A 26,615-nucleotide genomic window follows, 5' to 3' on the forward strand; every position below is an offset into this window, starting at 1 on the left:
CACCCCTCATCCGACCCGGCTTCGCCGGCCCACCTTCTCCCTCAAGGGGAGAAGGTGGGCCGGTGCTGCGGGGTGACAGCGGCGGGGATTGGGGGAAGGATTGGGGGCATGCTTCTTGCGGTTGTATGTGTTGCCGGCTCAGCGCCCCCTCATCCAACCGCTTCGCGGCCACCTTCTCCCACCAGGGGAGAAGGGGAGCTCTTGGCTGGGTCTGGAGAAAACGTCGGTGCTGTCACAGGAGCCCCCTTCGCTCCTGGTGGAGAAGGGTTGGGAAGTAGGAGGCGCTGCGGTTGAGCCAGGTGTCCCCGTGCTATCTACCGCGAATGCCGGGGCGTCCGGATTTCGCCGCGCATGGTGCCGATGGCCATTTCGAAATTGTCGGCGATGCGGCGGGCGCGGATCATGAATTCGTGGGCGATTTCCGGGGTGAAGATTTCGAGGGCGGTTTGTTCGAAAAGAGCCAGCCAGCGGTCGAAATGGACGCCCTCGATCGGCAGGCGGAGGTGGGGGTTGAGTGGACGGCCGGAATAGCGGCCGGTGCGCAGCATGATCGAGGACCAGAAATCGGTGATCTGGGCGATGTGGTGGTCCCAATCATCGACCGCGCGGTTGAAGATCGGGCCCAGAACCTCGTCCTCGCGGGCGCGGCCGTAGAAGGTGGCGACAAGAAGCGCGATATCGGGGTCGGTGATATCGGGATGGGCCGGGCCCGGCCGGGTCAGGGGGTTGTCGTCGGGAGGAGTCATCTTTTGCCTCGCTCCTAGGCCTCTACCACGTCTTTTGCGCCGAATGGAGCGTCATGTTGCCGCCGACGAAATGGGCGATGACGCCCTGGGGCGGCTGCCAGTTGAGGACTTCGGCACGCTCGGCGCCCTCGACGAGATGCCGGAGCACGCGCAGGACGCCGCCATGGGCCACGATGATCGAATGGTCGGTCAGCCCCGACGCGAAATCGAGCAGGCGGTGGGCGAGATCGTCATAGTTCTCGCCCTGTTCGGGGCGGAAATGCCAATAGCTCGAATCGCGCTGGCCGGGGGCCAGGGCCTCGCGCTCGCGCGCGATCTCATCGTGCAACGTGCCTTCGAGCTTGCCGAACGAGATTTCGACAAGGCGCTCGTCGTAGATCACTTCGGGCAGCGGCACGTCGAAAGCGGCACGCATGCGTTCCATGGTTTCGCGCGCGCGGCTTAGGGGAGATGCATACCAGCGGAACCGGTCGGGCGCGGCGCCCTGCTCTTCAAGCAGGAATTTGAGCAATACGCCGTTGGAATCGGCCTGTTTGCGGCCGGTTTCGTTGAGCGGAATGTCGCGGCTGCCCTGATAGCGGCGTTCGCGGTTCCAGTCGGTTTCGCCGTGGCGTGCAAAATAGAAATCGGGCCAGGTGACCTGATGCATATCCATATCAATCGGTTAGCGGACAGCGGAGCGCGCAAGATATCTCCGCGCTCCGACACTGGAGTTTATTCGCCGGCCGGCTCGTCCTTGGGAAGGGCGCGCATGCCGATGACGTTGTAGCCGGAATCGACGTAGTGGACTTCGCCGGTCACCGCGCTCGCCAGATCGGAAAGCAGGTAGAGGGCGGAATTGCCGACTTCATCGATAGTGACATTCCTGCGCAGCGGCGCGTTCTCTTCGTTCCACTTGAGCATTTCGCGCAGATCAGAAATGCCCGACGAAGCCAGCGTCTTGATGGGGCCGGCGGAGATTGCGTTGACGCGGATGCCCTGGGGCCCAAGATCGGTGGCGAGGTAACGCACCGAGGCTTCCAGCGCGGCCTTGGCAACACCCATGACGTTGTAGTTGGGGAGCACTTTTTCGGCGCCGTAATAGGTCAGCGTCAGGATCGAGCCGCCCGGCTCCATCATCGCTTCGGCGCGCTTGGCGAGCGCGGTCAGCGAATAGACCGAGATGTTCATGGTCAGCGCGAAATTGCCTGGGGTGGTATCGACATAGCGGCCCTCAAGCTCTTCCTTGTTGGAAAAGCCGATGGCGTGGACGAGGAAATCGAGCTTGCCCCACTGGGACTTGAGCACGTTGAACACAGCGTCCATGGCGTCGGCGTCGGTCACATCGCATGGCAGGACCAGATCGGAGCCGAACTCTGCGGCGATCGGCTCGACGCGGCGATGCAGCGCCTCGCCCTGATATGTGAAGGCCAATTCCGCGCCCTGCGAGTGCAGCGCCTTGGCAATGCCGTAGGCGATGGAGCGGTTGTTGGCGACGCCCATGATGAGCCCCCGCTTGCCTTCCATCAAACCAGCCATTCATGTTCTCCGATGATCGTTAAGTTACCGCCGGTTTTGGCACAGGGGATGGGAACGGGCAAGGTGGGACACCGATCGGCCCTGTGGCCAACACCATTTGCCGCATGCGATAATGACGGCAGGTTTCAGGACGGGATTTTCATGACGCTAACCAAAGATCAGATCGTTCCGGCGCTTATCGGGCTTTTGGGGCCTGAGAGCGTGTTGGCCGAACCCTCGGACATGGCAGGCTATCTTTCCGAACCGCGCCGGCGGTTCCATACCGAAGCGCAGGCGATCGCCCTGCCCCGCACCGTGGCCGAACTGCAGGCGGTGATGGAGTGGGCCCATGAGGTGGGCGTCCATATCGTGCCGCAGGCGGGCAACACCGGATTGGTCGGCGGACAGGTGCCGCGTTTTGGCGACGAGGTGATCGTTTCGATATCGCGGCTCAAGGGTGTGCGCGCGATCGATGCGGCGGCGGGGCATATGACGCTCGATGCGGGGACGACGCTGGAGGAAGCCCATGAGATTGCCGAGGAGGCGGGGATGATGTTCCCGCTCTATATCGCCTCGCAGGGATCGGCGCGGATCGGGGGCGTCCTGGGCTCGAACGCGGGCGGGGTGCAGGTATTGTCCTATGGCAATGCGCGGGAGCTGTGCCTGGGGGTGGAAGCAGTGCTGGCGGACGGGTCGATCTATAATGGGCTCAACGCGCTGCGGAAGGACAATACCGGCTATGACCTCAAGGATCTGCTGGTGGGATCGGAAGGCACGCTGGGGATTATCACGGCGGCGACGCTGAAGCTGTTTCCAAAGCCGGAGACGTATGAGACGGCGCTGCTCAATGTGGGTTCGCCCCAGGTCGCGCTGGAGGTGTTCACCCGGCTTCGGGCGCGGGCGGGCAATACGCTGACGGCGTTCGAATTGATGCCGCGCATCGGGTTCGATTTCCAGCTCAAGCACGGGATGATTGGGCAGGACCCTACGGCGGCGATGTCGGACTGGTATGTGCTGGCCGAGATTTCGGTGCCCAGGGGGGGCAAGGCCGGAGCGTTGGGCGAGGCGGTCGAGGAGATGTTTGAGGCGGGGCTGGTCGATAATGGCGTTGTTGCGGAGTCGCTGGCCCAGAGGCAGGCGTTCTGGATGGCGCGCGAGCAGATGAGCGAGGTGCAATCGCGCGAGGGGGCATCGATCAAGCATGACGTTTCCGTGCCGGTCGCTGCGGTGCCCGAGCTGATCGCGCGGGGCAGCGCGGCAGCGGCGCGGGCGGCGCCGGGGATCAGGCCGGTGCCGTTCGGGCATCTTGGGGATGGAAACATCCATTTCAATTTTTCCCAGCCCGAGGGGGCCGACGGAGCGGCGTTTATGGAGAAAGCCGGGGCGGTGCATGAGGCGGTTTATGCCGTGGTGCGCGAGTTGGGCGGGTCGGTTTCGGCGGAACATGGGATCGGGCAGCTCAAGACCGATCTACTCAAGGCGGTGAAGGACCCGGTGGCGCTCAAGATGATGCGGGCGATCAAATCGGCGCTCGATCCCAAGGGCATTCTCAATCCGGGGAAATTGCTGGGGTAGCAATCGGGGCGGGAATGCCTAGATAGGAGCTCAACCTCACAAGATTTCGATTCCCCCATGCTCCTCGACATCACTTTTCTCGATGATTCCACGCGCCCGGTGGCGCCCAGGCTCGACGCTACGCCGCAACAGAAGGTCTATGGCCAGCATCTCAAGGCGATCCACGATCATCTGCGGCAGAACACCAAGGTGTTGCGCACGATGATCGACGAGATCATGGCGGGCAAGAAGACGGTTCGGGAGGTCGAGGAGGAAGCCGAGGCGCTGACCATGGTGCACAATTTCCGGCGGTTCGGAAATTTGTGCGGCCAGCACTGCCAGGTGGTCCACACTCACCATTCGATCGAGGATGCGGGATTTTTTCCCGTGCTTTCGCAGAAGGGCGAAGCCTGGAAGAAGGTCACCGACCGGCTGCAGGCCGAGCATGAGGTGGTGCATGAATTGCTGGTCAGGCTGATCGGGGCGCTCAACACGCTGGTGCGGGAGCCCAACGCCGAAAACTTCGCCGACGCGGTGGAGGTCAACGACGCGCTGGAGCGCGTGCTGCTCTCGCACCTGGGGTATGAAGAAGACTCGATCGGCGACGCGCTGGGTTATTTCAACATCTGGGCTTAACCTTCGGCCTATTCGGTATGGGTCATCCGGATATCGAAGTTCTCGAACAGCGCCACCGCATCGTCTTCGAGCGCCGTGAGGCTGAGGAGCGGCACCGGGGCTCCGCCGACGGGTTGTCCATCGATCGACAGCGTGCCGCCTCCACGGAGGAAGGAGAGGATCGGTTCGGCGAGGGCCGCCGGCAGGTCCCGGGTCAGCTCGGGCGCTGCCTGTTCGGCCAGCTCGAACCGCAGTTTTTGCGGGTCGCCACCGGTTGCAAAGGCCTCGATGCTGGCGAATTGGTTGATAATGCCTCCATCGATGGCGGTGAAGTCGAAATCGGCCAGACCCAAGGTCATGAACGCACCGAGCATTTCGTCCTCGTCAAAGGAAAAGAGCGTTTCGGTGGCATTGGAAAGGCCGGCCGAGAAGGAAAGCGTGCCTAGATCGCCCCATTTATAGGTGATCGAATCAACGCCGATGGTTTCGCTGTCCCGGTCCCATGACATGGCGCCGGACATGCTGATGGGCGTATCGGCCAGGCCGAGCATGGCGATCATTTCGGCATCGGCAAGGGAAGCAGGCCCGAAATCGAAATCAAGGGTCTGGTTGGTGAGGGCGAACGAAACGTCGGTGGGGATGCCGTTGAACCAATCGTTGAGCGCGAGCTCGAAACTGTCCATGCCGATGGCGATGCGACTGCCCGGCCCGTCAGGAATGTCGAAGCGCGCATCGCTCATCGAGAAGCCGGAAAAATGGGGAATCGAGCGGCGGATGGCCTCGGGGCTCTGATCGTCGAGATCGAAATCGGCCAGGGCGAGCACATGGGAATAATCGGTGCTGCCGATATTGAGGGTGGCGAAGCTCACTTCGCCGGCCTCGGCGTGATTTTCGACGGCCACGATGAAGTCGGACATCTCGATTTCGGGCCAATGGCCGGGCGTAAAGCTGCCGGTGGAAAAGCCGCCCAACCCGAACCGCATGGGGCGGCCGTCCGAATCGATGAACCTGCATTCCCATCGGCCCATATCGATCCCGCCGAGCGAAAAGCCGGACAAAACCTGGGAGAGCGCGCGTTCGTCTATATCGGCATTGTCGAGATCGACCTGCTCGGCAAGCGTCTCGACATCTTTCCAATCGGCGGGCCGGATTTCGAGTTGCCCCAGATGCGTGGCGCCGAAGGCGCATTTTCCATCGTCGAATTGCTGATGCCCGCCCGAAAAGTCGAACCGGGAGAAAACCGGCACCAGATCATCGCCGGGTTCGACTTCGATCATACCGGTCATGGAAAGCCAGGCCTGGATATCGAGATCGGCGGCAGTCAGCAGGCCGTAATTACCATACGAGCCATCGTCACCGACGATCTCGGCCGAATCGATGCCGACCGACGCGGCGACACCATCGACCACGTTTGCCAGCACGATTCCCGATAGCGTGACGCGCACCGCTTCATCGCTGGGCGAGACGAAGGCTATCCGGTCGATCGTAATGCTCTGGGCATTGAGTGCGGCCAGCCCTTCGGCGTGGGACGACAGTTCACCGCCAAGGATTTCGGTGATGGCCTGCTCATCGAGCGTCGATTCCGTTACCGAAAGCCCTATGATTTCGATACCGGTATCGGTCTGGGCCAGAGCCGGGGCGGATAAAAGAACGGCGGATGCCAGAAACCCGATCCGAAGAGAATTTTTGTGCACGATGCCGCTCCTTGCCGTCCCTGTCTGATGCTTTGTGCCAGATAGGAGGTGCGGAGTTCAATGGCTGGGGGACAATTGGAGGTGTTGTGCGGCGATGGCGTTTGCCTGCAACACAGCCTTAAGCGACCAGCCCCTCGTCCGTGCCATCATCTGGCTTGAACGACTGGGCGAGTTCGGCGGCGCCTTCGACCACGGCCTCGGCTGCGGCGCGGGCCGCGTCGATGGACTCGAAAATCTTGCCGTCGAGCGGGAACACGCCGAGCTTAACCGCCATGAAGCGGAAATCGGTTCCGTTGGGGACAACGACGCCCTGAGGTTCACCGGCAACTGAGATAACGATTGGCTTGGTCATGATCGAAAAACACTCTGCATCACGCAAATTCCGCCCAGCGCCGGGGCGGTGCTAACAGTCTTATGTGAGGGTCTTGTGACGGGGCGGGCGACTAAAGTCGCGATACGCGCCACATCCAGGAGCGACACATGAGACCGGTACGTTTGAGGCTAAATCGTACGCAGGTGGTCTCGGACGCGGTCAGGCGTGCCCATGCAGTGTGTTTTACCATTTGCCGTTCTCCAGCCTGACCTCGGGGCACCTTAGCTGGTGCCACAAGTTATGAATAACAAGGCTTGATGAAAAGATCGAGTGCGAATGTGCCAAATCGGCACGCGACGACGAAAATTCCTGCCCCAAGAACGGGATGTGGCAGAACCGGTTCCGGGTGCTAACGTCAAAAAAGGTCGAGCTGATCGGTTTTTTTTGCCTTGACTATCATGGACTTGTCATCGGGTGCGGCTTCGAGAGTCTCGCTGACCGGCTCGATGAGATCGGCCCCCTCATTGGCGGCGGAGTTGACGCGAATCGAAACCGGATGCGACGCCATGCTGCCTTGGGGCTGCGGCACGACGAAGGGTTCGACCTCGGGGAATCGAACGTTGCGCACGTCGAGCCAGAGATCGATCTGCTCACCCTTCATGATGGCCGGCATCCGGTCGTGGATGTGCTTAACATCCGGCCCAGCGGGCACGGTGATGGTGGCGACGGTATCGACCTCCTCGCCATCAGGCCCCATCCACGTGGAATAGAGGCCGGCGAGGGCGATGGGCTCGCCATTTTCATGGGTAATGAAATAGGGCTGCTTCTTGCCGTTGGGCAGCGTCTTCCACTCGTAATAGCCCGAGGCGGGCAGGATGCAGCGCTTGTGCCGCACCGCATCGCGAAAGGCGGGCTTGTCGGCCATGGTCTCGGCGCGCGCGTTGACGAGAAGCGGGAACTCACGCGGGTCCTTGACCCAATGGGGCACCAGCCCCCAACGGGCGAGCCTGGCCCTGCGTCCCGCTTCATCGTGCCAGATGGCGATAACCGGTTGAGTGGGTGCAATATTGTAGCGCGGCACGGACTGAATTAAATTGTCCGTCGCAAAGATCTGGCGCATGGCCTCATCAGGCAAGGTAATTGCGTATCGGCCGCACATGATTCATCTTTCCAATTCGTTGCCCACTATAGAGAAGGTCAGTTCCAGATGAAGCCCGATGCCTGCTCGATCGGGCTTTTCCACCGCGACGAAGTGCTGCTGATCCAGCGGGCTTACGCCCCGTTCATGGGCCTTTGGACCTTTCCCGGCGGAAAGATGGAACCGGGAGAAACCCCGGTTGAATGCGTGCAGCGGGAGCTTTTCGAAGAAACGCGGCTGATCGTTCCCGATCCCGTCCAGGTGCTGGTCGAAACGGTCGGCGAGGGCGACAAGACTTATACGCTGGCAGTGTTTACCGCGCTCTGCCCGATTTCGGCGCCGATCACCAGCCCGGAAATCCGCGATTGGGAATGGGTGCATGTTGACGAGGTGCAGGCCTATCGCACCACCGACGACCTCATCAGAATCGTCAGGACATGCGCCATAACGCTGGGGCTTATGGGCACCGAGCCATGAAGCGAATCGTTTTGCGCTGGCTTGCTCTGATCGTTGCCATTGCCCCCCTGCCCGTCCTTGCGGTCGATCCGCCCTATCAGGGGCAGATGGAGCGGCTTTCCGAAATTCTGGGCAGTCTTTACATGCTGACCCCGCTTTGCGGGGACGCCACCAATGATTGGCGTGGGCAGATGGCCGAGCTGATCGAACTTGACGAGCCCGACGAGGACCGGCGCGCCCGGCTGGCCGGGGCGTTCAATGCCGGCTACGAAGCCTATGCGCGCTTTTACCGAAGCTGCACGCCATCGGCACAGACCGCGATCGCCCGGCTTCTGGCCGAGGGGGACACGCTGGCACGCGACATCCACCAGCGCTACGCTGAATGAGATTTCCCCAATTTGGGTCACCGCGTTAACCAATTGGTCATTTCCTCTTAGCAGTGCCACAAAGGCATGGTAACTAGCGCGCATGACCACACGCACCAGTTTTCCGTTCCCGACGAGCTCAAGCAGCATCGAAGCCGAGCAGGAAGAGCGCCAGATGGCGCTCGAATATCTCGCAGATGCCTGGAATGCGGCCGATACGGACGGAATCGACACCGAAGCCCTCGCCCACGCCGCGCTGTTCGCGGCCATCGCCACGCTTGTGCGCGATTATGGCGAAGAGGCCGTGGCGCAACTGATCGGGAACATTCCGGACCGAATCAGCAATGGGGAATACTCGCTGGATCGGGTGTTGCAGTAGGGGCGTACCCGGTCCAGAGTCTTTATTTGGCGCAACTTTGTCGGCGCCGACGAAACGTCGGCTTGCACATTGCGCGAACCGAATCAGCAATGGGGAATACTCGCTGGATCGGGTGTTGCAGTAGGCGACCTGAAGGCCGTGGTTGCTGAAAGGCTGCTGCTGGATTCCGGGAATAAATCCCGGAATGACAGTCTGGGGTTTGAGGCACCGCCTGCGATACCACTCCGTTGTCATTCCGGGATTTATTCCCGGCATCCAGTGCAGCGCCGGCCACGAATGGCAGAATATCTATTTGTCCTGCCGCTTGGCCACCGGTAACCCTTTCAGATCACGAAGCCAGAGCTGGCCGCATGCGGCGGTGATGTCGCGGCCTTGCGTGTCGCGCACGACGACCGGAATGCCCGCGCGCTCGAGGCCGGCGCGGAACAGGGCCAGCGTGCGATCGTCGGTGCGACCGAGGGCGACGCCATCCACCGGATTCCAGCGCATGAGATTGATGCGGGCCGGCTGGCCGGCGAACATGGCACAGAGACGGTCCAGATCGGCGCGAGTGTCGTTTATTCCCGGCAGGACGAGATAGACGAAGGTTACGATCCGGTTGTGGCGGTCGGCCCATGAGAGGGCGCGCGAGACGACTTCGGAGATGTCGTGCTTTTTGGCGCCGGGAATCAGTGCGGCACGGCTTTCCTGCGTGGTGGCGTGCAGCGAGATCGTAAGGTTGAGCTTCAGATGCTCCTCGCGCAGCGCCTTCAAAGCCTTGGGGATGCCGATGGTCGAGATGGTGATGCCCGAGGTCGGGAACGCCATGCCGGTCCGGTCGCGAAGGATGCGGATGGCCTTGAGCACGTTTTCATAGTTGTTGAGCGGTTCGCCGATGCCCATGAAGACGATCCGGTTGACCCTGGGGCCAAGCCGCAGGATTTGTTCGACGATTTCGCTGGCGGTGAGGTTGCGTTTGAGCCCCGCCTGCCCCGACGCGCAGAACCGGCAGGCAAAGGCGCAGCCGACCTGGGAGGAGACGCAGGCGGTGAACCCGTCGTGCCGGCGGATGAGAACGGTTTCGATGGCGTAGCCATCCGGCAGAGCGAAAAGGAATTTTTCCGAGCGCGTGCCGCGTTCGCGCGAGCGCAGCGACAGGCGCCGCAGTTCTACCCCCTGCTCTTCCGCCCAGCGCTTCAAAGGCTTCGGCAGATCGGCATGGGACGAAAAGAGATCGCGATAGGCAATGGGCCGGGTGGCGCGCGCGTTCAGGCGCTCGAACGCGGCGCGGTCGAGATCGAGGGCGAAAGGCGGCTGCGCGGCACGCGTCGAGGCGGCCGCGGTTCGGGTGAGAACGGCGGAAGTCATGGAGCAATCGGGGGTTCAGAATGCAGGCTTGGCCTGCGATTTCCCATTTATAACCATTGTGTCGGTTATTATCAACCCCGACGCAATCACAGCCGTTTTTCGAAGAAGAAATCGGGATAGGGATCGTCGTTAAAGCGCTCGATTTCGGCCCAGCCGGAATTGCGGTAGAGCGCAATTGCTTCGGGCAAAGCGCGGTTGGTGTCGAGGCGGAGGGTGGTGATGCCAAGATCGCGGGCGATGTCTTCGATCTTGGCCATCAAGCGCTTGGCGAGCCCCAGCCCGCGCGCCGAGGGGGCGATCCAGAGGCGTTTGATTTCGGCATAATCCACGCCGCCCTTGAGCCCGACGCAGCCGATGGGCAGGCCATCGGAAAGGGCGACGATGAAGCTGCCACGCGGTCGGATCATGTCCTGTGCATCGGGGTCGCGCGAAAGGGAGACTTCGAAGCCGTTTTCGAAGCGGCGGGCGAGTTCGGCGTAATATTCGCCGAGGCAATAGCGGGCCGGTTCGGAGCGCGGGTCGAGTTCCTGAAAGACGATCCGGTCGCGGCCCAAGGCGGAGGCGACGAGATCCATGGCGGCCAGCAGCGCCTCGGGATGCGGGTGACGCGAGAGGAGCGCCTCGGCCCTGTCGTTGGAGATTTGCTCATAGGCGGCGAATTCGCGCTGCCCGGCTTCGGTCAGCGCGGCGATGCGGCGGCGGCCATCGGCGGGATCGGGGCGGATTTCGATCAGGGCTTCTTCTTCGAGGCCGCGCAGGAGACGGCTCATGAGGCCGGAGTCAAGGCCGAGATAATCGCGCACCTGGGCGACGTCGGTGCGTCCGTGGCCGATGGCGTTGAGAACGCGGGCCGAGCCGAGCGGGCGTCCTCGGCCGAGGAAGGACGTGTCGAGGGCGCCGACTTCGGAGGTGACGGCGCGGGAGAAACGGCGAAAGCGGGCAACGGGATCGAGCGACATGATATCTGACTTAAGTCAGATAGTTTTCTGCGTCAATCGAAGGCGTGGTCGGGGTAGAGGATTTGCAGCAGGTTCCGCGTCCGGTCGATAACGAAGGTGTTGAGGGGGCCTTGCTTGTCGATCAGCCATTGCATGGTGGCGCCCTGGATCACCGATTGGACGAGGCCGGCGGCGGTGCGGGGATCGTGCGGAGCGGCGGGGAGACGATCCAGGATGGCGTCTGAGACCATGCGGCTGCGTTCGCGGGCCAAGGCGTTGAGACGGTCGTCGACGACGTCGCTCCATTCGAGCAGCAGATAGCCGGCAAAGCCATCCCCTGCCCCCATGCCCTCGATCAGATCCTTGAGCAGGGCCCAAAGCGGTGCAAGGCCGGTGTCCTTGGGCGCGGCGGCGAAATAATCGCGAACCTCCTGGGTGGAGCGCTCCATCACCTTGAGATGCAGGGTGGCCTTGTCGGTAAAGCGCTGGATGAGCGCGGCGCGGGAAATGCCGACGGCGTTGGCCACATCGCTCAGGGTGAAATTGGACGGCCCGCGCGTCAGCAGCACCTGCTCGGCGGCGGCGAGGATGGTTTCGTCGGAATGAAGCTTGGGCCTGGGCATGGCATCTCAATGGCAGACAAGCGCGGGAGATGGCAAGGTGTCAGGAGAGCGCGTAGCTTTCCGGGACGAAAACCGTGATCGCCTTGGTGCGGATTTCGAACCGGGCCGGGGTTTCGGTCACGAGGTCGCCGTCGAGGTTGACCGGCTGGGGGCGTCTGGTGCGGATTTCGAAGCCGTCGCCCTTTGCCGTGCGCACCTCGGTCCAGGTGCCGTGAGTGCCTTTGCGGAAGGCTCGCAGCATGAGGAAGAGTTTCAGCACGTCGCCGGTTTCGAGGCTGTAGAGGTCGAGCGTGCCGTCATCGATCTTGGCGTCGGCCTCGACCACGGTGCCGCCGCCGTAATAACGGCCATTGCCAACGGCGATCTGGAGGGATTTGACCTTGGTGACCTCGTCGCCCGAAACGATCTCGGCCGAGAACGGACGGACGGTCGAGACCAATTGCAGGGCGGTCAGGGCATAGCCGAGCTTGCCCCAGCGGCGTTTGACATCGGGAGAGAGTTTGTTGGCGAGTTCCGCCGAAAGCCCGATGCTCGCGACGTTGAAGAACGGGCGGCCGTTGACGACGCCCACATCGATGGCGCGGGTGTGACCGTCGGCGATGATATCGGCGGCGCGCTGGTAGCTTTCGGGGATGTGCAGCGTGCGGGCGAGATCGTTGGCGGTGCCCATGGGAATGACGCCCATGGGCAGGCCCGTCTCGATTATGGCCGGGGCTGCAGCATTCATGGTGCCGTCGCCACCGCAGACGATGGCGAGATCGACCTCGTGTCGGCGCCGGGCGATGTCGGCGGCCAGCTCGTCGGGCGATTTGAAGCGCTCGACCGTCACCTCCATGCCCCTGAACCGCAGGCGCTTGGCGATGGGCTCGACAGCCTCGCTCCCCCGGCGCGCATTGGGGTTGACCAGCATCAGGGCGCGCCGGATTTTCGGAGGAGAAGCGTCAGTCATCAAAAATCGTTTCCGGCCGCGGGACAGTAGCTAAAGCGAATACCTCGCTTGTTGACCCTTCCTATACGGAGAAATTGCGGCGCGGACCTTACGATTTGGTCATGGCAGGGTTACCAATCCAGCACGATCTTTCCCGCGCCACCCTGGATGGCGCTTTGGAAGGCGGTATCGAACTGGTCGGCCGGGAAGCGGTTGGTGATGACCGGGCGGATATCGAGGCCCGATTGCAGCATGGCCAGCATCTTGTGCCAGGTCTCGAACATCTCGCGCCCATAGATGCCTTTGATGGTGATCATTTTCAGCACCATCTTGGCGAAATCATATTCGAAGGGCTTGGAGGGCAGGCCCAGCATGGCGATCTTGCCGCCCATCACCAGATGCTCCGTGAGGCTGGCCATGGCGGCGGGGGCGCCGCTCATTTCGAAACCGACATCGAAGCCTTCGCTCATGCCGAGCGATTGGGCGACGGCCCGCAGATCGTCGGACGTATTGACGGTGACGACAGATGGCTCGGTCTTCTTGGCGAGTTCGAGCCGGTTGTCGTTGGGGTCGGTGATGACGATGTGGCGCGCGCCGACATGCTTGGCCACTGCCGCGCTCATGATGCCGATGGGGCCGGCGCCGGTGATCAGCACGTCCTCGCCCACCAGATCGAAGGCGAGTGCTGTGTGCACCGCGTTGCCGAGGGGATCGAGAATGGCGGCGAGTTCGTCATCGACGCTGTCGGGGAGTGGCACGATATTGAAGGCGGGGATTTTCACATATTCGGCGAAGGCGCCGGGCAGGTTGACGCCGACGCCGCGCGTTTCGGGATCGAGATGGAACCGCCCTGCCCGGCTGGCGCGGGACTTGAAGCCGATCACGTGCCCCTCGCCCGAAACGCGCTGGCCGAGCTTGAGATGGGTTACATTGGCGCCGAGCTCGGCGATGGTGCCCGAATATTCATGGCCGACCGTCATGGGAACGGGGACGGCCTGCCGCGCCCATTGATCCCATTTGTAGATGTGCAGATCGGTGCCGCAGATGCCGGTTTTCGTGACCTTGACCAGCACGTCGTCGGGGCCGATTTCGGGAATGGGGACGTCTTGCATCCAGAGGCCGGGTTCGGACTTGGCCTTGACGAGGGCTTTCATGGTGCGGGTCATCAGATCACCCCAAGCTCTTTACCCGCGCCGATGAAGGCATCGATGGCAAAGGTGATGTTGTCCTCCGAAAGCCCTGCCGACATTTGCGTACGGATACGCGCCTTGCCCTTGGGAACCACGGGAAACGAGAAAGCCGAGACCAGAACGCCGCGATCCTGCAGCGCCTTGGCCATCTCCTGCGCCTTGACCGCATCGTAGAGCATCACGGGGATGATCGGGGTTTCGCCGGGGACGAGATCGAACCCCGCCTCGGTCAGCGCTGCGCGGAAACGCGAGGTGTGCGCCTGCAATGTCGCGCGGCGGTCGTCCGCCTTTTCGGCGATTTCGATGGCCTTGATGGCGCCGGCGGCGACGGAGGGTGGCAGGGCGTTGGAAAAGAGATAGGGCCGGGCCCGCTGGCGGAGCAGATCGACGACCGGCTGCGGGCCGGCGATGAAACCGCCCATGGCGCCGCCCAGCGTCTTGCCGAAGGTGCCCGAGATGATGTCGACACGGTTGCCGGCGCCGGTGAGCGCGGGCGTGCCCCTGCCCTTTTCGCCCAGATGGCCGGTGGCATGACACTCATCGATCAGGACGGCGGCCTTGTACTCTTCGGCCAGGTCGCAGATTTCGGGGAGCTTGGCGATATAGCCATCCATCGAAAACACGCCATCCGTGACGATGAGCTTGAAGCGGGCGCCATCGTCGTCGGCGGCTTGAAGCTGTAGGCGCAGATCGTCCATGTCGGAAGTCGAGAAGCGGTAGCGCTTGGCTTTGGAGAGACGCACACCATCGATGATCGAAGCGTGGTTGAGCGTGTCGGAGATCACCGCGTCTTCGGGGCCGAGCAGCGTTTCGAAAATGCCGCCATTGGCATCGAAGCACGAGCCGAAAAGGATGGCATCGTCCTTTTCCAGATAGCGGGCGACGGTCTGTTCGAGCTGTTTGTGCAGCTCATGAGTACCGCAGATGAATCGCACCGAGGCCATGCCGGAGCCGTATTTTTCCAGCGCCTCGATGCTGGCTTCGACCACTTCGGGATCGTTGGCCAGCCCGAGATAATTGTTGGCGCAGAGATTGACCATGGTCCGACCGCCGACCGTCACTTCGCCCTGCTGGGGAGAACCGATCACCATTTCGGATTTGTAGAGCCCTTCCGCGCGGATTTCCTCGAGCGTATGGCTCAAATGCCGGGCAAAGCCGTCCATCATGATGAGTACTCCTGTTTGCTGGAGATAATTTCCGGTATATCGGATTTTCTGTCAACGCCTGTTTGAGAACGCGTCTCGGGGGCATGCGTTGCCCTGAAAACGCTTCAGCTCAGTTGTAGAGAACCACTAGCCAGCCGCTCGCCACGCTGTCCGATGTGTTGGAGATGGCGTGCGGAACATCGGCGGCATAACGGGCGACTTCGCCGGCGGTGAGCGCTGTGGTGGTTTCTGCGCTGGTGACGGCCAGCCCGTCGGTCAGAGCCGTCAGATGCTCGCGCGTGCGGGGGGCGTGGGGCGCACTGACCAGGGCGCCGCCGGGATCAATTTCCACCAGATACCATTCGGTCTTTCCCGCAAGGCCCGGAGGTGAGAGGATTTTCAGCCGGCAGGCGCCGTCCGGCGAGGCGATGAGGGGGACGTGATCGGCGGGGACGATATCGATCAGCGCTGTTTTGCGCGCCACCGCATCGCCCGAGACCAGATCGGAAAATTCGATATTGAGCGCCTGGGTGAGGCTCCAGACCACGGCGAAGGTCGGGTTGGTCTCGCTGCGTTCGATCTGGCTGAGCATGGAGCGCGAAACGCCCGACAGACGGGCGAGCTGTTCGAGTGTCAGATGCCGCGCCTTGCGCGCCTTCTGGATGACGGGGCCAATCTGGGGAGGTGTGACGTCGCTCATGAGACAGATTTAGAGACGAAAGCGACTGCCCGCAATTCATACGATTGCAGCGGGGTTGGTCGACTGCTCTTGATTGGGTCGTTATCAAGGCTACCTATGCGGATCGACTCACGGGACAGGCAGCGATGACAATCGACAAACGCAGCGAACGGGTGGCGTTCAGGTTTTCAGGCCCTGACGCGACGCGCCTTCTTCACGACGTGCTGACGCCGCCGGTTCTCGAAGACGATGGCGCGGCGCGCTGGTTCGCGCTGCTTGCGCCGCAGGGCAAGATTTTGGCCGAAGGGCTGATCGGCTGGGCCGATGGCGCCCATTGGGTGGACGTGCACACCTCGGTCGCCGAGAACTTTTTCAAGCGCATGAAGATGTACCGCTTGCGCGCCAAGATGGAGATCGAGCCGCTGGCCGAGACTCATGCGGTGGGCTGGTCGCGGGAAGCGCCCGAAACGGGGATCGTCCATCGCGACGGACGCGCGGAAGGACTGGGTTACCGGGTGATAGCTCCGTTGGCCGAGGCCGAAGGCTGGCGCGATGGCGACGGTCAGGCCAAGGCGCGGATCGCGGCGGGGATTGCCGAAATGGGTCCCGATTTCGATGCCGAGGATGGGTTCCCGCACGATATCGGCATGGACCATCTGGGTGGCGTCGATTTCAAGAAGGGTTGCTATGTCGGCCAGGAGGTCGTCTCGCGCATGCAGCATCGGGGCACGGCGAGGCGGCGTCCGGTCATCGTCTCGGGGATTGCATCGGGCGCGCGGGGTGGTGCCATCCTGCTCGGCGGCAAAAGCGTGGGGACGATGGGCACGCCCATCGACGGGAAAGCGGTGGCCGTCATGCGGATCGACAAGATCACCGATCCGGACGCGGCTTCGGTCGATGGCACACCCGTCTCGCTTGCCCTGCCCGAATGGGCGCGTTACGGTTTTGCGCAATCGGGCAGCGATTCCGAAGACGAATAGGGCACATCGAGGGGGCTTGGACAGGCTCTAATGGCACGCGTACAATCCCGCGCCTGGCAGCGCATGCTGTCGGGGCGTCGTCTCGATCTGCTCGATCCTTCTCCGCTCGATGTCGAACTTTCCGACATCGCGCACGGTCTGGCGCGCGTCGCCCGCTGGAATGGGCAGACCAAGGGCGACTATGCATTTTCGGTCGCCCAGCATTCGGTGCTGGTGCTCGAAATCGCCTCGGCGATGGAGCCGGAGATGGACGATCGGGGACGACTTTACGCGCTGCTGCACGATTCCCCTGAATATGTGATGGGCGATATCATTTCGCCGTTCAAAGCAGCGATGGGCGGCAATTATCGCGACGTGGAGGCAAGGCTTTTGGGCGCCATCCACGTCCGGTTCGGGCTGCCCGCCATTGCACCTGCCGCGCTGGGCAAGCTCATCAAGCGGGCCGATCGCGAAGCGGCGTTTTTCGAAGCCGTCAACCTTGCGGGCTTTTCGCCCGACGAGGCGCGAAAATTCTTCGGCGAACCGACCCTGGCCGGGTTCGACCTGCCCGGTTTCGAACGCCTCATCCGGCCCTGGCCGACCCAGCAGGCGCATGATCAGTTCATCGCGGTTTTCGAGAGCTTGAGCGCGTAGCGTTTTTTGGGCTGGCATTTCACGAGTGCAGCCGAAGAGGGATGATTGGCTCCCTTTCCACCATCCTCTCCCTCGTAATTGTCGAGCTTGACCCGACAATCCGCAACGCTGCCGGTCGTGCGGAAGGAGCTGGGGGTCACACTTCTGCTGACGTGTGAGGAAGCCTTGCGGGTCTCCGGGTCGAGCCCGAAGACGACGGGGGAGAAGATGGGGTGCGTGGCCGATTTAGGCTTGCGCTATCGACACCCATCTCAGTCTAGCGTGTTGTATTTCAACAATTTTAATCTCATTTTATACGTTAACCCTATGAGCCGAGAGGCTTTGCGTTAACCGATCGGAAAGGTTGATAAAGCGTTAAGACGTCGCGGAACGGAGAGTCGTCCCATGCGCTTTGATCGACAGCCACGCATCAGCCGGAGCATCGCCCTGCGCTATCGCGTGGGCGTGGCGGCGGTGCTGATCCTGGCGACGTTTCTGGGGGCCGGAACGGTGCGCGCCGACGGGCTGATCAACACCGATCCTCCGCCGCTCTCCAGGCTGGTCAAGTTCCACGACCGGCAGTATGAAATCGCCTATTCACCGGAGGTTTCGCTCGAGCCGATCTCATCTTCGGTCGTGCGCAAGGTCGGTTATGGCCATGTGAGCGAGGTCAATATCGCAACGACCGCGACGGGGACGTATTCGACCGATGGGCTGGCGTCCCCGCACGTCCTTTATACAGGGATCGAGGTCAGCCGCGTTTTTGAGGAAGAAGGCCATTATCATTGGCCATATTATCGGCCCGCAGGTCCGGGCTTTTCGATCCTGTCGCTCGGGCGCGATCCGGCCGGCGGCGCATTGGTGCTCAATGCCGTCACCGAAAGAGGCGTGCGCTCGTGCTCGGTGAGCGGATCGTTCGCTTCGTGCTATCGGACCTATTGAATCCTTAGAGCATCGCGTTTCCGAACCGCAAAAACGGTATCCACTTTTGCTGGAAACGCTCTAGCCGAACTGCCAGCCGGCCTTGAAGCGGTAGAAGACGTGCAGGCCCACCTGGGTCAGCTTGTCCATGTTCCGAGCCCAATGGGGACGCACATAGGTGGCGTGATAGTGGGTCGCGTCGGCCACTTCGGTCAAGAAAATTTCCTTGTTGAGCACCGTCTGGGTGATTTCCTGAGCCTTCGCCCAGGCGGCGGGCTCGTTGATGCGGTCGGCGATGCCGTCGCAGGCGAACGAGAACTGGCAGGCATTTCGGCGGTGCTGGTTCTGATAGACCACGCCGCAGATGGTGTCGGGGTAGTTCGGGTGCTCGACACGGTTCATGATGGTCTGCGCAACGGCGACCTGGCCACGATAGCTCTCGCCGCGCGCTTCGAAATAGATGCCGGTGGACAGGCACCATTGCTCGCGCTCGGAATAGGTGTGATTGGGCGTAAAATCGGTGGCGGGCGTCGTGGCGCGGCCATAGGCCAGGGTTTCGGGCACGCCGGCCGGACGCGGAATGGTGGGATCGACATCGGCGCCATCGGCGAAGGCGTCGATGGCCGCGAGGCCGTCGGTGCGCATCGCGCCGGGGTCGATGGCCGCCACCGAAATACGCGGGCCATCCTCGGCTTCGTCATCGGCCTGGGCAACCATCGCGCCCGATTGCTGGGGCACGTATGCGTTGCCGGCGTTCCGGGCATCGGCAATCGAAAGGCGCACCGCATCGAAGGCCTGGGTGAAGGCGACGAGGTTGACCTCGGGGCGCGCGCGATCGGTCTTGTCGGTGCGATTGGGGCCGGAGAAAATCGGGGAGTCGAACAGCGTGGCAACAGTGCCGGAAATCACCGGCTCGCCCGACTGGAAATCGACCGATGCCGAGCGTGCGGGAGGGAGGTCGACCAAGGGATCGACGGCGCGGAAGCCACCGGTGCCTGGGACCGCAAACCCATAAGCGGCGGCGGAAAGCGCCACTGCCCCTACGGCTTTCAAAACTCTGCTCGAGGCACGCGCCCGACCGGCACGTACCGGGGAGATTCCGTACGCCATACTAACGCTTTTTTTACGCCACAACCACTGACCCGCCGGCGCTACGCCGAGCACCGAAACCCTTGATGAAGAACGCCATCGTTTCGGTGCCGATTGTGATCTGGTTCGCGATGCAGTTGTGCAACACTAACCTGATCAAAAGCCGACAATTTCGATGATCGGTTATTAAGGTTAGAAAGGTGTAAACACGGGCAAAGGGGCGCGGAAAAGTTCAGATTGCGGCGGAGAAATGAAAAACGACCCGAGCGGGGTGGTTAATTTGTCGCGTCTGACTGGGCCAACACCATGCGTGCGACGGGCACCCGATAGGGCGAGCAACTGACGTAATCGATGTCGAGCCCGGAGAAAAAGCGCAGCGAATTGGTTTCGCCCGCATGCTCGCCGCAGATGCCGACTTTCAGACGCGGATTGACCGCCCTGCCCCGCTCGATGGCGATCCGGATCAGTTCGCCCACCCCGCGCTGGTCGATGGTGACGAACGGATCGACGTCGTAAAGCGCGCGGCGGTGATAGGTGGCCAGAAAGGCGGGCGCGTCGTCGCGCGAAATGCCATAGGTGGTCTGCGTCAGATCGTTGGTGCCGAAGGAAATGAAATCGACTTCCCTTGCGATATCCCCGGCCCGCAGGCAGGCGCGCGGCAGTTCGATCATCGTCCCGAAGGCCAGATTGGCGCCACGGCTGAAAATTTCAGCATTGCCCACGATGTCCATGACGCGCGATTTCACCCAGGCCACCTCGCGGGCCGAGGTGACGAACGGCACCATGATCTCGAGATTGACCGGCAGGTCCTGGTTTTCCATCGCCGCTTCGACGCCCGCCACCAGGGCACGCACCTGCATGGCGAGGATTTCAGGATAGGTGATCACCAGCCGCACGCCGCGATGACCCAGCATCGGATTGACCTCGTCGAGCCGCTGCAAACGCGCCCGCAGCGCCTTGAGCGAAAGGCCCAGTGCCTGGGCCGTATCCTCGATATCGTCCTCGGTGCGCGGCAGGAATTCGTGCAGGGGAGGATCGAAAAGCCGCACGGTCACCGGCTTGTTCTGCATGGTCTGGAAGAGGGCGGCATAATCGGCGGCCTGATAATCCACCAGCCCTTCGAGCGCAGTGGCCCGATCTTCCTCGTTTTCCGAAAGGATCAGCCGCCGCAGGGCGCGCATGCGCTCGCCGGAAAAGAACATGTGCTCGGATCGGGCCAGCCCGATGCCTTCGGCGCCGAAACTCAGCGCCGTGCGCGCCGCCTCGATGGTTTCGGCATTGGTGCGGACGGCGATGGTGCGGCTATCGTCGGCCCAATCGAGCAGGCGCGAGAGAGCGCCGCCGATATGAGGGCGCGAAAGCGGCAGCGCGCCGGCATAGATGGTGCCTTCCGAACCGTCGATGGTGATGCGTTCGCCGGCCGAGACGGTTCTTTCGCCCAGCTTGCAGACGCCATTTTCCACATCGATCTGCAGGCTGCGCAAACCGGCGACGCACGGCTTGCCCGTGAGACGGGCGACGACCGCGGCGTGGCTCGTCATGCCGCCGCGCGCGGTGATGAACCCGGTGGCTGCCTTCATGCCCTCGATATCGCCGGGGCCGGTTTCCATGACGACGAGAATGCAGTGTCGCCCCCGTGCTCTGCACCGGGCGGCATCGTCGGGTGTGAAAACGATCTCACCGCTCGCCGCTCCAGGAGAAACGCCGAGGCCCGTAGCAATCGGCGTTGCCTTACCGTGATCGGTCAGGCGCGGATGGAGCAATTGCGGCAATTGGGCTGGATTGAAGCGCCGCACCGCCTCGGCCGGCGTCCAGACGCCGGCTTCGACCCGTTCGATTGAGGCTTCCAGTTGCGCGCCCGGGCTGACCTGCACCGGACGGGCGGAGAGAAAGACCGCACGTCCGGATTCGATGGCCACGAGGCACGCCATATGCTGGCCCGACGCGGCATCGATGACCTTGAGGAGCTCCGTCGCATTCGGTGGCAGAAGCGGCAGGGACTCGCCGGGCATCGGCACCGGCCCCAGTTTGCCCGTGGCGGCATGGCGCGACACAAACCGTTCGAGCTTGCCGGCGGCGGTCGCCTGAACGATCACGATCTGGCCGTCGCGCTCCTCGCGCTCAGCCTCGGCCATCCAGCCGCCAAGATCGGTTCCATAGCTGGCGAAGGCCGCCGCGATGGCCTTGCCGAGCGCCCTGCCCGGATCGACGGCCTCCAACGCATTGGTCGGCGCGCGGATGCCGGTGCGGGCCGATGAAAGCCCGGCAACGTAATGGGGTGCGGATGTGCGGACAACAAGTTCGGGCGGCCGGGCACCGGGTCCAACCAGCTTGAAGAGCGTCGCCACCCAGACCTTGCGCAGCGTATCGGCGCCGTCCTTGCGTTCGGCCTGCAACGCGTCCCAGGCGGCGCGGGTGATGGCGATGGTGGGGACGACATCGAGCCCGGCGACGGCGGCGGCATAGAGCCATTTCGCCTTTCCAGCCAGCAGCCGAGTTTGTGCGCGGCTCAGAGAGGGCTTTCCCTGAGCCGGGGCGACTGCGAACATCTGCTGGGAAGGCGCCACCAAAAGAAAAATCCCGACTGAATCGGTGCCATATTGCCCGCCACCGCCAATTACGGCAACTGGCCTTTCGGATCGCAAAAGGTCACATGAAGGTGGCTTGACTTGGGCGGTGCCAGCCCGCATGTCATGGCCATGACAGACAAGCCCTCCCTCGACATCCTTTTGTGCGCACCGCGCGGATTTTGCGCGGGGGTGGATCGGGCCATCCAGATCGTCGATCTGGCGCTCAAAAAGTACGGTGCGCCGGTCTATGTGCGCCACGAGATCGTGCACAATAAATTCGTGGTCGATGGGCTGCGGGCCAAGGGCGCCATTTTTGTCGAAGAGCTCGACGAAATCCCCGCCGGCACCGAAGCGCCGGTGATCTTTTCGGCGCATGGCGTGGCCAAATCGGTGCCCGCCGAGGCGCAGCATCGCAATATGTTTTATCTCGACGCCACCTGTCCCCTGGTCACCAAGGTGCATGTGGAAGCCCAGCGGCACGCCGAGGAAGGCCATGATATCGTTCTGATCGGTCATAAAGGGCACCCGGAAGTCATCGGCACTATGGGCCAATTGCCGCCGGGGAGAATAAGTCTCATCGAGACCGTCGAGGACGCCGAAGCCTTCACGCCGCGCGATCCGGACAATCTGGCGCTGGTCACCCAGACCACGCTTTCGGTGGACGACACCAGCGCCATCGTTCTGGTGCTCAAGAGCCGGTTCCCCCAGATCGCGGTGCCGCACAAGGAAGACATCTGCTACGCGACCACCAACCGCCAGGAAGCGGTGAAGGCGGTGGCGCCGAAGGTGGATGCGATGATCGTGGTGGGCGCACCCAATTCATCGAACTCCATGCGACTGGTCGAGGTGGGCGAGCGCGCGGGCTGCAAGGTTTCCGTGCTCGTGCAGCGGGCCGACGATATCGACTGGAGTCTTTTCGAGGGCATTTCCTCGCTGGGGATCACAGCGGGGGCCTCGGCACCCGAAGCGCTGGTCGAGGAAGTGATCGAGGCCTTTGCCGAGCGGTTCGACGTCAATGTCGAGATCGCGGTGACGGCGGAAGAAAACATCGCCTTCAATATCCCCCGGGTACTGCGCCAGCTCGAAGAGGCAAGCGGGCGGTGAGTGAAACCGTCGTTATCCATACCGACGGGGCCTGTTCGGGCAATCCCGGCCCGGGGGGCTGGGGCGCGGTGCTCGAATATGGCGAGCACGTCAAGGAGCTCAAGGGCGGCGCGGCCAATACGACCAACAACCAGATGGAGCTGACCGCCGCCATCGAAGCGCTCAATGCGCTGAAACGTCCGTGCGCGGTGGAGCTCTACACCGACAGCCAATACGTCAAGAACGGCATCCAGGGCTGGCTGTTTGCCTGGAAGAAGAACGGATGGAAGACCGCCGCCAAGAAGCCGGTCAAGAATGTCGAACTCTGGCAGGCGCTCGATGAGGCGGTGAAGCGCCATACGGTGACCTGGCATTGGGTCAAGGGCCATGCCGGTCACGACCTCAACGAACGCGCCGACCGGCTGGCCAACGAAGGCATGGCGCCGTTCAAGAAGAACGGGAAAACGGCCGCCGATTAGTGCGCCGCCGGCTTCTCCTTCCTGAACATGCCCAGCACCGGCGCGATCACGTGTTCGGCGACCGGGATGAGGATGAAGCCCAGGATCACGCCCAAGACGCCATAGAGGAAGGCTTCGGTGAGCCAGTGGAGAGCGCCGGCGATGGCGGGGATCACGCCTTCGACGACGTGGGCGATATCGACGATGACGTGCTCGAGCCAATCGAACCCCATGCCCGCCAGACCGTGGACGATGATGCTGCCGCCCACCCAGAGCATGGCGGCGGTGCCGACAACGGAGAGGATTTGCATGAAGCCCGGCATGGCCTTGACGAGGCCGCGTCCGAACCCGCGGCCCAAACCGGTGCGGCCGTTCTTGGCGAGATAGACACCGAAATCGTCGGCCTTTACGATCAGTGCCACGCCGCCGTAAACGACGGCAGTGATGCCGATGGCGACCACGAACAGGATGATCGCCTGATAGACGACGTTACCTGCCGGGATGGCCGATAGCGCGATGGTCATGATCTCGGCGGAGAGAATGAAATCGGTCTTGATGGCGCCTGCCACTTTTTCTTCTTCCAGCGCCTGAGCATTGGCGGCAGCAGGTTCGACCTTCTGCTCATGCCCGTGGGCGGCGTGCGGCGCGATCATCGCGTAGAGCTTTTCGGCGCCTTCATAGCAGAGATAGGCGCCGCCGATCATCAGGAGCGGGCTGATGAGCCAGGGGAGGAAGACCGAAAGGATCAGCGCGGCCGGGAGCAGGAAGATCAGCTTGTTCTTGATCGAGCCCAGCGCGATCTTGCCCACGATTGGCAATTCGCGTTCGGCGGAAAAGCCATGGACGTATTTCGGCGTCACCGCCGCATCGTCGATGACCGCGCCGGCGGCCTTGGCGCCGGCTTTCATCGCCTGGCCGGCGATATCGTCGAGGGAGGCGGCGGCCACCTTGGCGAGGGCGGCTACGTCATCGAGAAGGGCGAGAAGGCCGACGCTCATGGGAGGCTCCGTTTGGCAGGGCTTAAATAAACCATTTGGTCCGTTGCCGGTTCCCTACCCCGCGACCTTACCGAAATCGGCCACCAGATGCATGGTATCGCGCAGGCGGGCGAGCAGGTTGAGGCGGTTGATCCGGATGGCCGGATCGGGATCGTTGACGAGAACCTTTTCAAAGAATGCATCGACCGGCGTGCGCAGGCCAGCCAAAACCGAAATGGCGCCCGCGTAATCGTCGCCTTCCAGACGCGTGGTGACGTCGGTGCGGGCCAGATCGATTGCTGTCGAGAGCACCTGTTCCTCGGAGGTGGCGAGCTTGGCGCCTTCGACGGCGCCGGCGTAGGCCGTGCCGTCCTTCTTTTCCTCGGCGGCCAGGATATTGGCGGCGCGCTTGTAGCCGGCCAGGAGCGCCTTGCCGTCCTCGGCATCGAGGAGCGAGCCAAGTGCGGAAACGCGGGCAGCGATCTGAAGGATGTCGTCGCTGTCAGCCGAGATCACCGCATCGACGAGGTCATGGCGAGCGCCGGAATCGCGCAGCGAGACTTTCAGGCGGTCGTGGAAGAAGCCCAGCAGATCGGGATCGGAAACGAACTGTTTCAGCGCGATGCGCAGCTTGTTGTCGACGATCAGGCGGATAACGCCCAGGGCGGCACGGCGAAGAGCATAGGGGTCTTTCGAGCCTGTCGGCTTTTCGTCGATGGCCCAGAAGCCGGTGAGGATATCGAGCTTGTCGGCCAGGGCGACGGCGGTGGAGACCGGATTGGCGGGCACGCGGTCGGAGGGGCCGAGGGGCTTGTAGTGCTCTTCGATCGCCGTGGCGACTTGGAGTTTTTCGCCCTGTGCCAGCGCGTAATAGCGGCCCATCAGGCCCTGGAGCTCGGGGAATTCGCCGACCATGCCGGTGGGCAGATCGGCCTTGGAGAGCCGGGCGGCGCGCTTGGTGTCTTCGACATCGGCGCCGACCAGCGGAGCGATTTCGGCGGCGAGCTTTTCGATGCGGGCGACGCGTTCGGCCTGGGTGCCGAGCTTGGCGTGGAAAACCACGTCCTCGAGCCGGGGCAGATTGTCGGCCAGCGGGGTTTCGAGGTCGGTTTCGTAGAAGAATTTGGCGTCCGAGAGACGGGCGCGGATGACGCGTTCATTGCCCGAGACGATGGTCTTGCCATCGTCCTCGGCGATGAGATTCGAGGTCAAAATGAATTTGTTGGCGAGCTTGCCGGTTGAAGCGTCGCGCAGGCAGAAACACTTTTGATTGGCCCGGATGGTGGCGATGATCGCTTCTTCCGGAACGGCGAGGAAGGCCTCATCGAACGTGCCCATCATGACGACCGGCCATTCGACAAGCCCGGCGACCTCTTCGAGCAGCCCATCATCGGCGATCAGGTCCAGGCCCTGCGCGAAGGCGAGTTGTTCGGCATCGGCCTTGATGATCTGCTTGCGCCGGTCGATATCGAGGACGACGCGGGCCTTTTCGAGCGCCTGCACGTAATCGTCGAACCGGCGAATTTTGATGGCCTCGGGCGCCATGAAGCGGTGACCGAAGGTGACATTGCCCGATTTGATGGTGCCGAGTTCGAAGGGGACGATTTCGGGCTCTTCGCCATCAGGGCCGAAGGTTGCGGTGATGGCGCGCAGGGGGCGCACCCATTCCAGCCGGCCCGTGCCCCAGCGCATGGGCTTGCCCCAGGGAAAGGATTTGACGGTGGCGGGCAGAATATCGCCCAGGATTTCGAGCGCCGGGGCGCCTTTTTTTTCGATCACCGCGACGTAGAAATCGCCCTTTTTCTCGTCGGACTGGATCTTGGCCTCATCGATGCTCGAAAGGCCCGCAGCGCGCAGGAAACCATCGATCGCTTGCTGGGGCGCGCCGACCTTGGGGCCCTTGCGCTCTTCGCGGGTATCGGGCGAGGCGGCGGGGAGGCCCGTAACGGTCAGGGCGAGGCGACGGGGGGTCGCGAAAGCCCCGGCGCTTTCATAGACCAATCCCCTTTCGACCAGCGCATCGGTCACTGCTTTCTTGAGGTCCTCGGCGGCGCGGCGTTGCAGGCGCGCGGGGATTTCCTCTGAGAAGAGCTCAAGCAGCAATTCGGGCATGGTCGGGGCCTTGGATACGGGAGTTCAACGCGGGCGGAACGGGTAACAGGCGGGCGCGAAAATGTCCATTGGCGCGTGCGGATGTGGCCGACGGCCAGAAGCCTCGGGTTGCGGATAGACGGCGTGGGGCGATGAGCGCTCCGCAGGTTTGTAGTTAGTATGAAGCGGTCATCGCCCCATGCGTTCGAGATTTTGGGCTTATGGCG

Annotated in this window: 26 protein-coding genes and 1 pseudogene; 10 read left to right on the plus strand and 17 right to left on the minus strand. The window is 62.6% G+C overall.

Annotation, left to right across the window (positions count from 1 at the left end; genetic code table 11):
• Nucleotides 1-314: 314 nt before the first annotated feature.
• From V4T21_RS18485 to fabI, 3 genes are all read right to left on the minus strand, one after another.
• On the minus strand, nt 315-746 hold the full coding sequence (locus V4T21_RS18485; RefSeq protein ID WP_332719680.1) for a group III truncated hemoglobin: 432 nt from the start codon (nt 744-746) through the stop codon (nt 315-317).
• 22 nt (nt 747-768) lie between these two features.
• Nucleotides 769-1,395 carry a histidine phosphatase family protein gene (locus tag V4T21_RS18490; protein WP_332719682.1) on the minus strand — a complete coding sequence of 209 codons (627 nt, stop codon included), beginning with the start codon at nt 1,393-1,395 and terminating at the stop codon, nt 769-771.
• A 65-nt stretch (nt 1,396-1,460) separates the two neighbouring features.
• Nucleotides 1,461-2,264 carry an enoyl-ACP reductase FabI gene (fabI, locus tag V4T21_RS18495; protein ID WP_332719684.1) on the minus strand — a complete coding sequence of 268 codons (804 nt, stop codon included), beginning with the start codon at nt 2,262-2,264 and terminating at the stop codon, nt 1,461-1,463.
• A 141-nt stretch (nt 2,265-2,405) separates the two neighbouring features.
• Between fabI and V4T21_RS18500 the strand changes: the two genes are divergently transcribed.
• Together V4T21_RS18500 and V4T21_RS18505 are read left to right on the plus strand one after the other, a co-directional pair.
• Nucleotides 2,406-3,818: an FAD-binding oxidoreductase gene (locus tag V4T21_RS18500; protein ID WP_332719686.1), complete on the plus strand. Its 1,413-nt coding sequence runs from the start codon at nt 2,406-2,408 to the stop codon at nt 3,816-3,818.
• A 57-nt stretch (nt 3,819-3,875) separates the two neighbouring features.
• Complete coding sequence (locus V4T21_RS18505) at nt 3,876-4,433, plus strand: hemerythrin domain-containing protein (protein WP_332719689.1); 558 nt, start codon at nt 3,876-3,878, stop codon at nt 4,431-4,433.
• An 8-nt stretch (nt 4,434-4,441) separates the two neighbouring features.
• Here the strand turns inward: V4T21_RS18505 and V4T21_RS18510 are convergent, their stop codons facing one another.
• From V4T21_RS18510 to V4T21_RS18520, 3 genes are all read right to left on the minus strand, one after another.
• Nucleotides 4,442-6,106, minus strand: a complete 1,665-nt coding sequence (locus V4T21_RS18510; protein WP_332719692.1) for an aq_1923 C-terminal domain — start codon at nt 6,104-6,106, stop codon at nt 4,442-4,444.
• A gap of 118 nt (nt 6,107-6,224) precedes the next feature.
• Nucleotides 6,225-6,458, minus strand: a complete 234-nt coding sequence (locus tag V4T21_RS18515; protein WP_332719694.1) for a hypothetical protein — start codon at nt 6,456-6,458, stop codon at nt 6,225-6,227.
• 376 nt (nt 6,459-6,834) lie between these two features.
• Complete coding sequence (locus tag V4T21_RS18520; RefSeq protein WP_332719696.1) at nt 6,835-7,578, minus strand: SOS response-associated peptidase; 744 nt, start codon at nt 7,576-7,578, stop codon at nt 6,835-6,837.
• A gap of 48 nt (nt 7,579-7,626) precedes the next feature.
• Between V4T21_RS18520 and V4T21_RS18525 the strand changes: the two genes are divergently transcribed.
• The 3 genes from V4T21_RS18525 to V4T21_RS18535 all read left to right on the plus strand — a co-directional run bounded on the left by V4T21_RS18525 (nt 7,627) and on the right by V4T21_RS18535 (nt 8,757).
• Complete coding sequence (locus V4T21_RS18525; RefSeq protein WP_332719698.1) at nt 7,627-8,034, plus strand: NUDIX domain-containing protein; 408 nt, start codon at nt 7,627-7,629, stop codon at nt 8,032-8,034.
• Nucleotides 8,031-8,399, plus strand: a complete 369-nt coding sequence (locus V4T21_RS18530) for a TIGR02301 family protein (protein WP_332719700.1) — start codon at nt 8,031-8,033, stop codon at nt 8,397-8,399. Before V4T21_RS18525 ends, V4T21_RS18530 begins: the two co-directional genes overlap by 4 nt.
• Nucleotides 8,400-8,481: 82 nt before the next feature.
• Nucleotides 8,482-8,757: a hypothetical protein gene (locus tag V4T21_RS18535; protein ID WP_332719702.1), complete on the plus strand. Its 276-nt coding sequence runs from the start codon at nt 8,482-8,484 to the stop codon at nt 8,755-8,757.
• A gap of 288 nt (nt 8,758-9,045) precedes the next feature.
• Here the strand turns inward: V4T21_RS18535 and rlmN are convergent, their stop codons facing one another.
• The 7 genes from rlmN to V4T21_RS18570 form a co-directional block, all read right to left on the minus strand.
• Complete coding sequence (gene rlmN / locus V4T21_RS18540) at nt 9,046-10,104, minus strand: 23S rRNA (adenine(2503)-C(2))-methyltransferase RlmN (protein ID WP_332719704.1); 1,059 nt, start codon at nt 10,102-10,104, stop codon at nt 9,046-9,048.
• 86 nt (nt 10,105-10,190) lie between these two features.
• On the minus strand, nt 10,191-11,063 hold the full coding sequence (locus tag V4T21_RS18545) for a bifunctional helix-turn-helix transcriptional regulator/GNAT family N-acetyltransferase (protein WP_332719706.1): 873 nt from the start codon (nt 11,061-11,063) through the stop codon (nt 10,191-10,193).
• Between the two features lie 32 nt (nt 11,064-11,095).
• Nucleotides 11,096-11,665: a TetR/AcrR family transcriptional regulator gene (locus tag V4T21_RS18550; protein ID WP_332719708.1), complete on the minus strand. Its 570-nt coding sequence runs from the start codon at nt 11,663-11,665 to the stop codon at nt 11,096-11,098.
• 40 nt (nt 11,666-11,705) lie between these two features.
• Complete coding sequence (locus V4T21_RS18555; protein WP_332719710.1) at nt 11,706-12,614, minus strand: lipid kinase; 909 nt, start codon at nt 12,612-12,614, stop codon at nt 11,706-11,708.
• 110 nt (nt 12,615-12,724) lie between these two features.
• Nucleotides 12,725-13,759, minus strand: a complete 1,035-nt coding sequence (gene tdh / locus V4T21_RS18560) for an L-threonine 3-dehydrogenase (protein WP_332719712.1) — start codon at nt 13,757-13,759, stop codon at nt 12,725-12,727.
• On the minus strand, nt 13,759-14,949 hold the full coding sequence (locus tag V4T21_RS18565; protein ID WP_332719715.1) for a glycine C-acetyltransferase: 1,191 nt from the start codon (nt 14,947-14,949) through the stop codon (nt 13,759-13,761). The genes tdh and V4T21_RS18565 overlap by 1 nt, the downstream gene beginning before the upstream one ends.
• 109 nt (nt 14,950-15,058) lie before the next feature.
• A complete protein-coding gene (locus V4T21_RS18570) occupies nt 15,059-15,628 on the minus strand; it encodes a helix-turn-helix domain-containing protein (RefSeq protein ID WP_332719716.1) in 570 nt (189 codons plus the stop codon).
• 125 nt (nt 15,629-15,753) lie between these two features.
• Here V4T21_RS18570 and ygfZ point away from each other — a divergent pair, with 125 nt between their 5' ends.
• The 3 genes from ygfZ to V4T21_RS18585 all read left to right on the plus strand — a co-directional run bounded on the left by ygfZ (nt 15,754) and on the right by V4T21_RS18585 (nt 18,141).
• Nucleotides 15,754-16,587, plus strand: coding sequence for a CAF17-like 4Fe-4S cluster assembly/insertion protein YgfZ (ygfZ, locus tag V4T21_RS18575; RefSeq protein ID WP_332719719.1), 834 nt, complete (start codon nt 15,754-15,756; stop codon nt 16,585-16,587).
• Nucleotides 16,588-16,617: 30 nt separating this feature from the next.
• On the plus strand, nt 16,618-17,220 hold the full coding sequence (locus tag V4T21_RS18580; protein WP_332719721.1) for an HD domain-containing protein: 603 nt from the start codon (nt 16,618-16,620) through the stop codon (nt 17,218-17,220).
• Between the two features lie 384 nt (nt 17,221-17,604).
• On the plus strand, nt 17,605-18,141 hold the full coding sequence (locus V4T21_RS18585) for a hypothetical protein (protein WP_332719723.1): 537 nt from the start codon (nt 17,605-17,607) through the stop codon (nt 18,139-18,141).
• A 60-nt stretch (nt 18,142-18,201) separates the two neighbouring features.
• Here V4T21_RS18585 and V4T21_RS18590 read toward each other — a convergent pair.
• Together V4T21_RS18590 and V4T21_RS18595 are read right to left on the minus strand one after the other, a co-directional pair.
• Nucleotides 18,202-18,630, minus strand: a pseudogene (locus V4T21_RS18590) (cell wall hydrolase); the annotation flags it as partial.
• Nucleotides 18,631-19,484: 854 nt separating this feature from the next.
• Complete coding sequence (locus V4T21_RS18595; RefSeq protein ID WP_332719735.1) at nt 19,485-21,776, minus strand: putative PEP-binding protein; 2,292 nt, start codon at nt 21,774-21,776, stop codon at nt 19,485-19,487.
• Between the two features lie 132 nt (nt 21,777-21,908).
• On the opposite strand from V4T21_RS18595, the gene ispH reads away from it, so the two are divergent.
• Together ispH and rnhA are read left to right on the plus strand one after the other, a co-directional pair.
• Nucleotides 21,909-22,883 carry a 4-hydroxy-3-methylbut-2-enyl diphosphate reductase gene (gene ispH, locus V4T21_RS18600; RefSeq protein WP_332719726.1) on the plus strand — a complete coding sequence of 325 codons (975 nt, stop codon included), beginning with the start codon at nt 21,909-21,911 and terminating at the stop codon, nt 22,881-22,883.
• Nucleotides 22,880-23,341 carry a ribonuclease HI gene (gene rnhA, locus V4T21_RS18605; protein ID WP_332719728.1) on the plus strand — a complete coding sequence of 154 codons (462 nt, stop codon included), beginning with the start codon at nt 22,880-22,882 and terminating at the stop codon, nt 23,339-23,341. Before ispH ends, rnhA begins: the two co-directional genes overlap by 4 nt.
• Here rnhA and V4T21_RS18610 read toward each other — a convergent pair.
• Together V4T21_RS18610 and glyS are read right to left on the minus strand one after the other, a co-directional pair.
• The gene (locus V4T21_RS18610) at nt 23,338-24,318 is read right to left on the minus strand and encodes a DUF808 domain-containing protein (protein ID WP_332719731.1); all 981 of its coding nucleotides are present in this window, start codon (nt 24,316-24,318) and stop codon (nt 23,338-23,340) included. The genes rnhA and V4T21_RS18610 overlap by 4 nt on opposite strands.
• A 54-nt stretch (nt 24,319-24,372) precedes the next feature.
• Complete coding sequence (gene glyS / locus V4T21_RS18615; protein WP_332719733.1) at nt 24,373-26,409, minus strand: glycine--tRNA ligase subunit beta; 2,037 nt, start codon at nt 26,407-26,409, stop codon at nt 24,373-24,375.
• Between the last annotated feature and the right edge of the window lie 206 nt (nt 26,410-26,615).

This window comes from Pelagibacterium mangrovi (assembly GCF_036662815.1).
Classification (GTDB): Bacteria; Pseudomonadota; Alphaproteobacteria; order Rhizobiales; family Devosiaceae; genus Pelagibacterium; species Pelagibacterium mangrovi.

What these genes read in the sequence shown, in the direction of transcription:
- glyS (WP_332719733.1), bottom strand. Translation starts at nt 26,409, where the DNA reads ATGCCCGAATTGCTGCTTGAGCTCTTCTCAGAGGAAATCCCCGCGCGC.
- ygfZ (WP_332719719.1), top strand. Translation starts at nt 15,754, where the DNA reads ATGACAATCGACAAACGCAGCGAACGGGTGGCGTTCAGGTTTTCAGGC.
- ispH (WP_332719726.1), top strand. Translation starts at nt 21,909, where the DNA reads ATGACAGACAAGCCCTCCCTCGACATCCTTTTGTGCGCACCGCGCGGA.
- rlmN (WP_332719704.1), bottom strand. Translation starts at nt 10,104, where the DNA reads ATGACTTCCGCCGTTCTCACCCGAACCGCGGCCGCCTCGACGCGTGCC.
- V4T21_RS18580 (WP_332719721.1), top strand. Translation starts at nt 16,618, where the DNA reads ATGGCACGCGTACAATCCCGCGCCTGGCAGCGCATGCTGTCGGGGCGT.
- tdh (WP_332719712.1), bottom strand. Translation starts at nt 13,759, where the DNA reads ATGACCCGCACCATGAAAGCCCTCGTCAAGGCCAAGTCCGAACCCGGC.
- V4T21_RS18570 (WP_332719716.1), bottom strand. Translation starts at nt 15,628, where the DNA reads ATGAGCGACGTCACACCTCCCCAGATTGGCCCCGTCATCCAGAAGGCG.
- V4T21_RS18500 (WP_332719686.1), top strand. Translation starts at nt 2,406, where the DNA reads ATGACGCTAACCAAAGATCAGATCGTTCCGGCGCTTATCGGGCTTTTG.
- V4T21_RS18515 (WP_332719694.1), bottom strand. Translation starts at nt 6,458, where the DNA reads ATGACCAAGCCAATCGTTATCTCAGTTGCCGGTGAACCTCAGGGCGTC.
- V4T21_RS18520 (WP_332719696.1), bottom strand. Translation starts at nt 7,578, where the DNA reads ATGTGCGGCCGATACGCAATTACCTTGCCTGATGAGGCCATGCGCCAG.
- V4T21_RS18530 (WP_332719700.1), top strand. Translation starts at nt 8,031, where the DNA reads ATGAAGCGAATCGTTTTGCGCTGGCTTGCTCTGATCGTTGCCATTGCC.
- V4T21_RS18485 (WP_332719680.1), bottom strand. Translation starts at nt 746, where the DNA reads ATGACTCCTCCCGACGACAACCCCCTGACCCGGCCGGGCCCGGCCCAT.
- V4T21_RS18585 (WP_332719723.1), top strand. Translation starts at nt 17,605, where the DNA reads ATGCGCTTTGATCGACAGCCACGCATCAGCCGGAGCATCGCCCTGCGC.
- V4T21_RS18525 (WP_332719698.1), top strand. Translation starts at nt 7,627, where the DNA reads ATGAAGCCCGATGCCTGCTCGATCGGGCTTTTCCACCGCGACGAAGTG.
- V4T21_RS18545 (WP_332719706.1), bottom strand. Translation starts at nt 11,063, where the DNA reads ATGTCGCTCGATCCCGTTGCCCGCTTTCGCCGTTTCTCCCGCGCCGTC.
- fabI (WP_332719684.1), bottom strand. Translation starts at nt 2,264, where the DNA reads ATGGCTGGTTTGATGGAAGGCAAGCGGGGGCTCATCATGGGCGTCGCC.
- V4T21_RS18505 (WP_332719689.1), top strand. Translation starts at nt 3,876, where the DNA reads ATGCTCCTCGACATCACTTTTCTCGATGATTCCACGCGCCCGGTGGCG.
- V4T21_RS18535 (WP_332719702.1), top strand. Translation starts at nt 8,482, where the DNA reads ATGACCACACGCACCAGTTTTCCGTTCCCGACGAGCTCAAGCAGCATC.
- V4T21_RS18565 (WP_332719715.1), bottom strand. Translation starts at nt 14,949, where the DNA reads ATGATGGACGGCTTTGCCCGGCATTTGAGCCATACGCTCGAGGAAATC.
- V4T21_RS18610 (WP_332719731.1), bottom strand. Translation starts at nt 24,318, where the DNA reads ATGAGCGTCGGCCTTCTCGCCCTTCTCGATGACGTAGCCGCCCTCGCC.
- V4T21_RS18555 (WP_332719710.1), bottom strand. Translation starts at nt 12,614, where the DNA reads ATGACTGACGCTTCTCCTCCGAAAATCCGGCGCGCCCTGATGCTGGTC.
- V4T21_RS18490 (WP_332719682.1), bottom strand. Translation starts at nt 1,395, where the DNA reads ATGCATCAGGTCACCTGGCCCGATTTCTATTTTGCACGCCACGGCGAA.
- V4T21_RS18550 (WP_332719708.1), bottom strand. Translation starts at nt 11,665, where the DNA reads ATGCCCAGGCCCAAGCTTCATTCCGACGAAACCATCCTCGCCGCCGCC.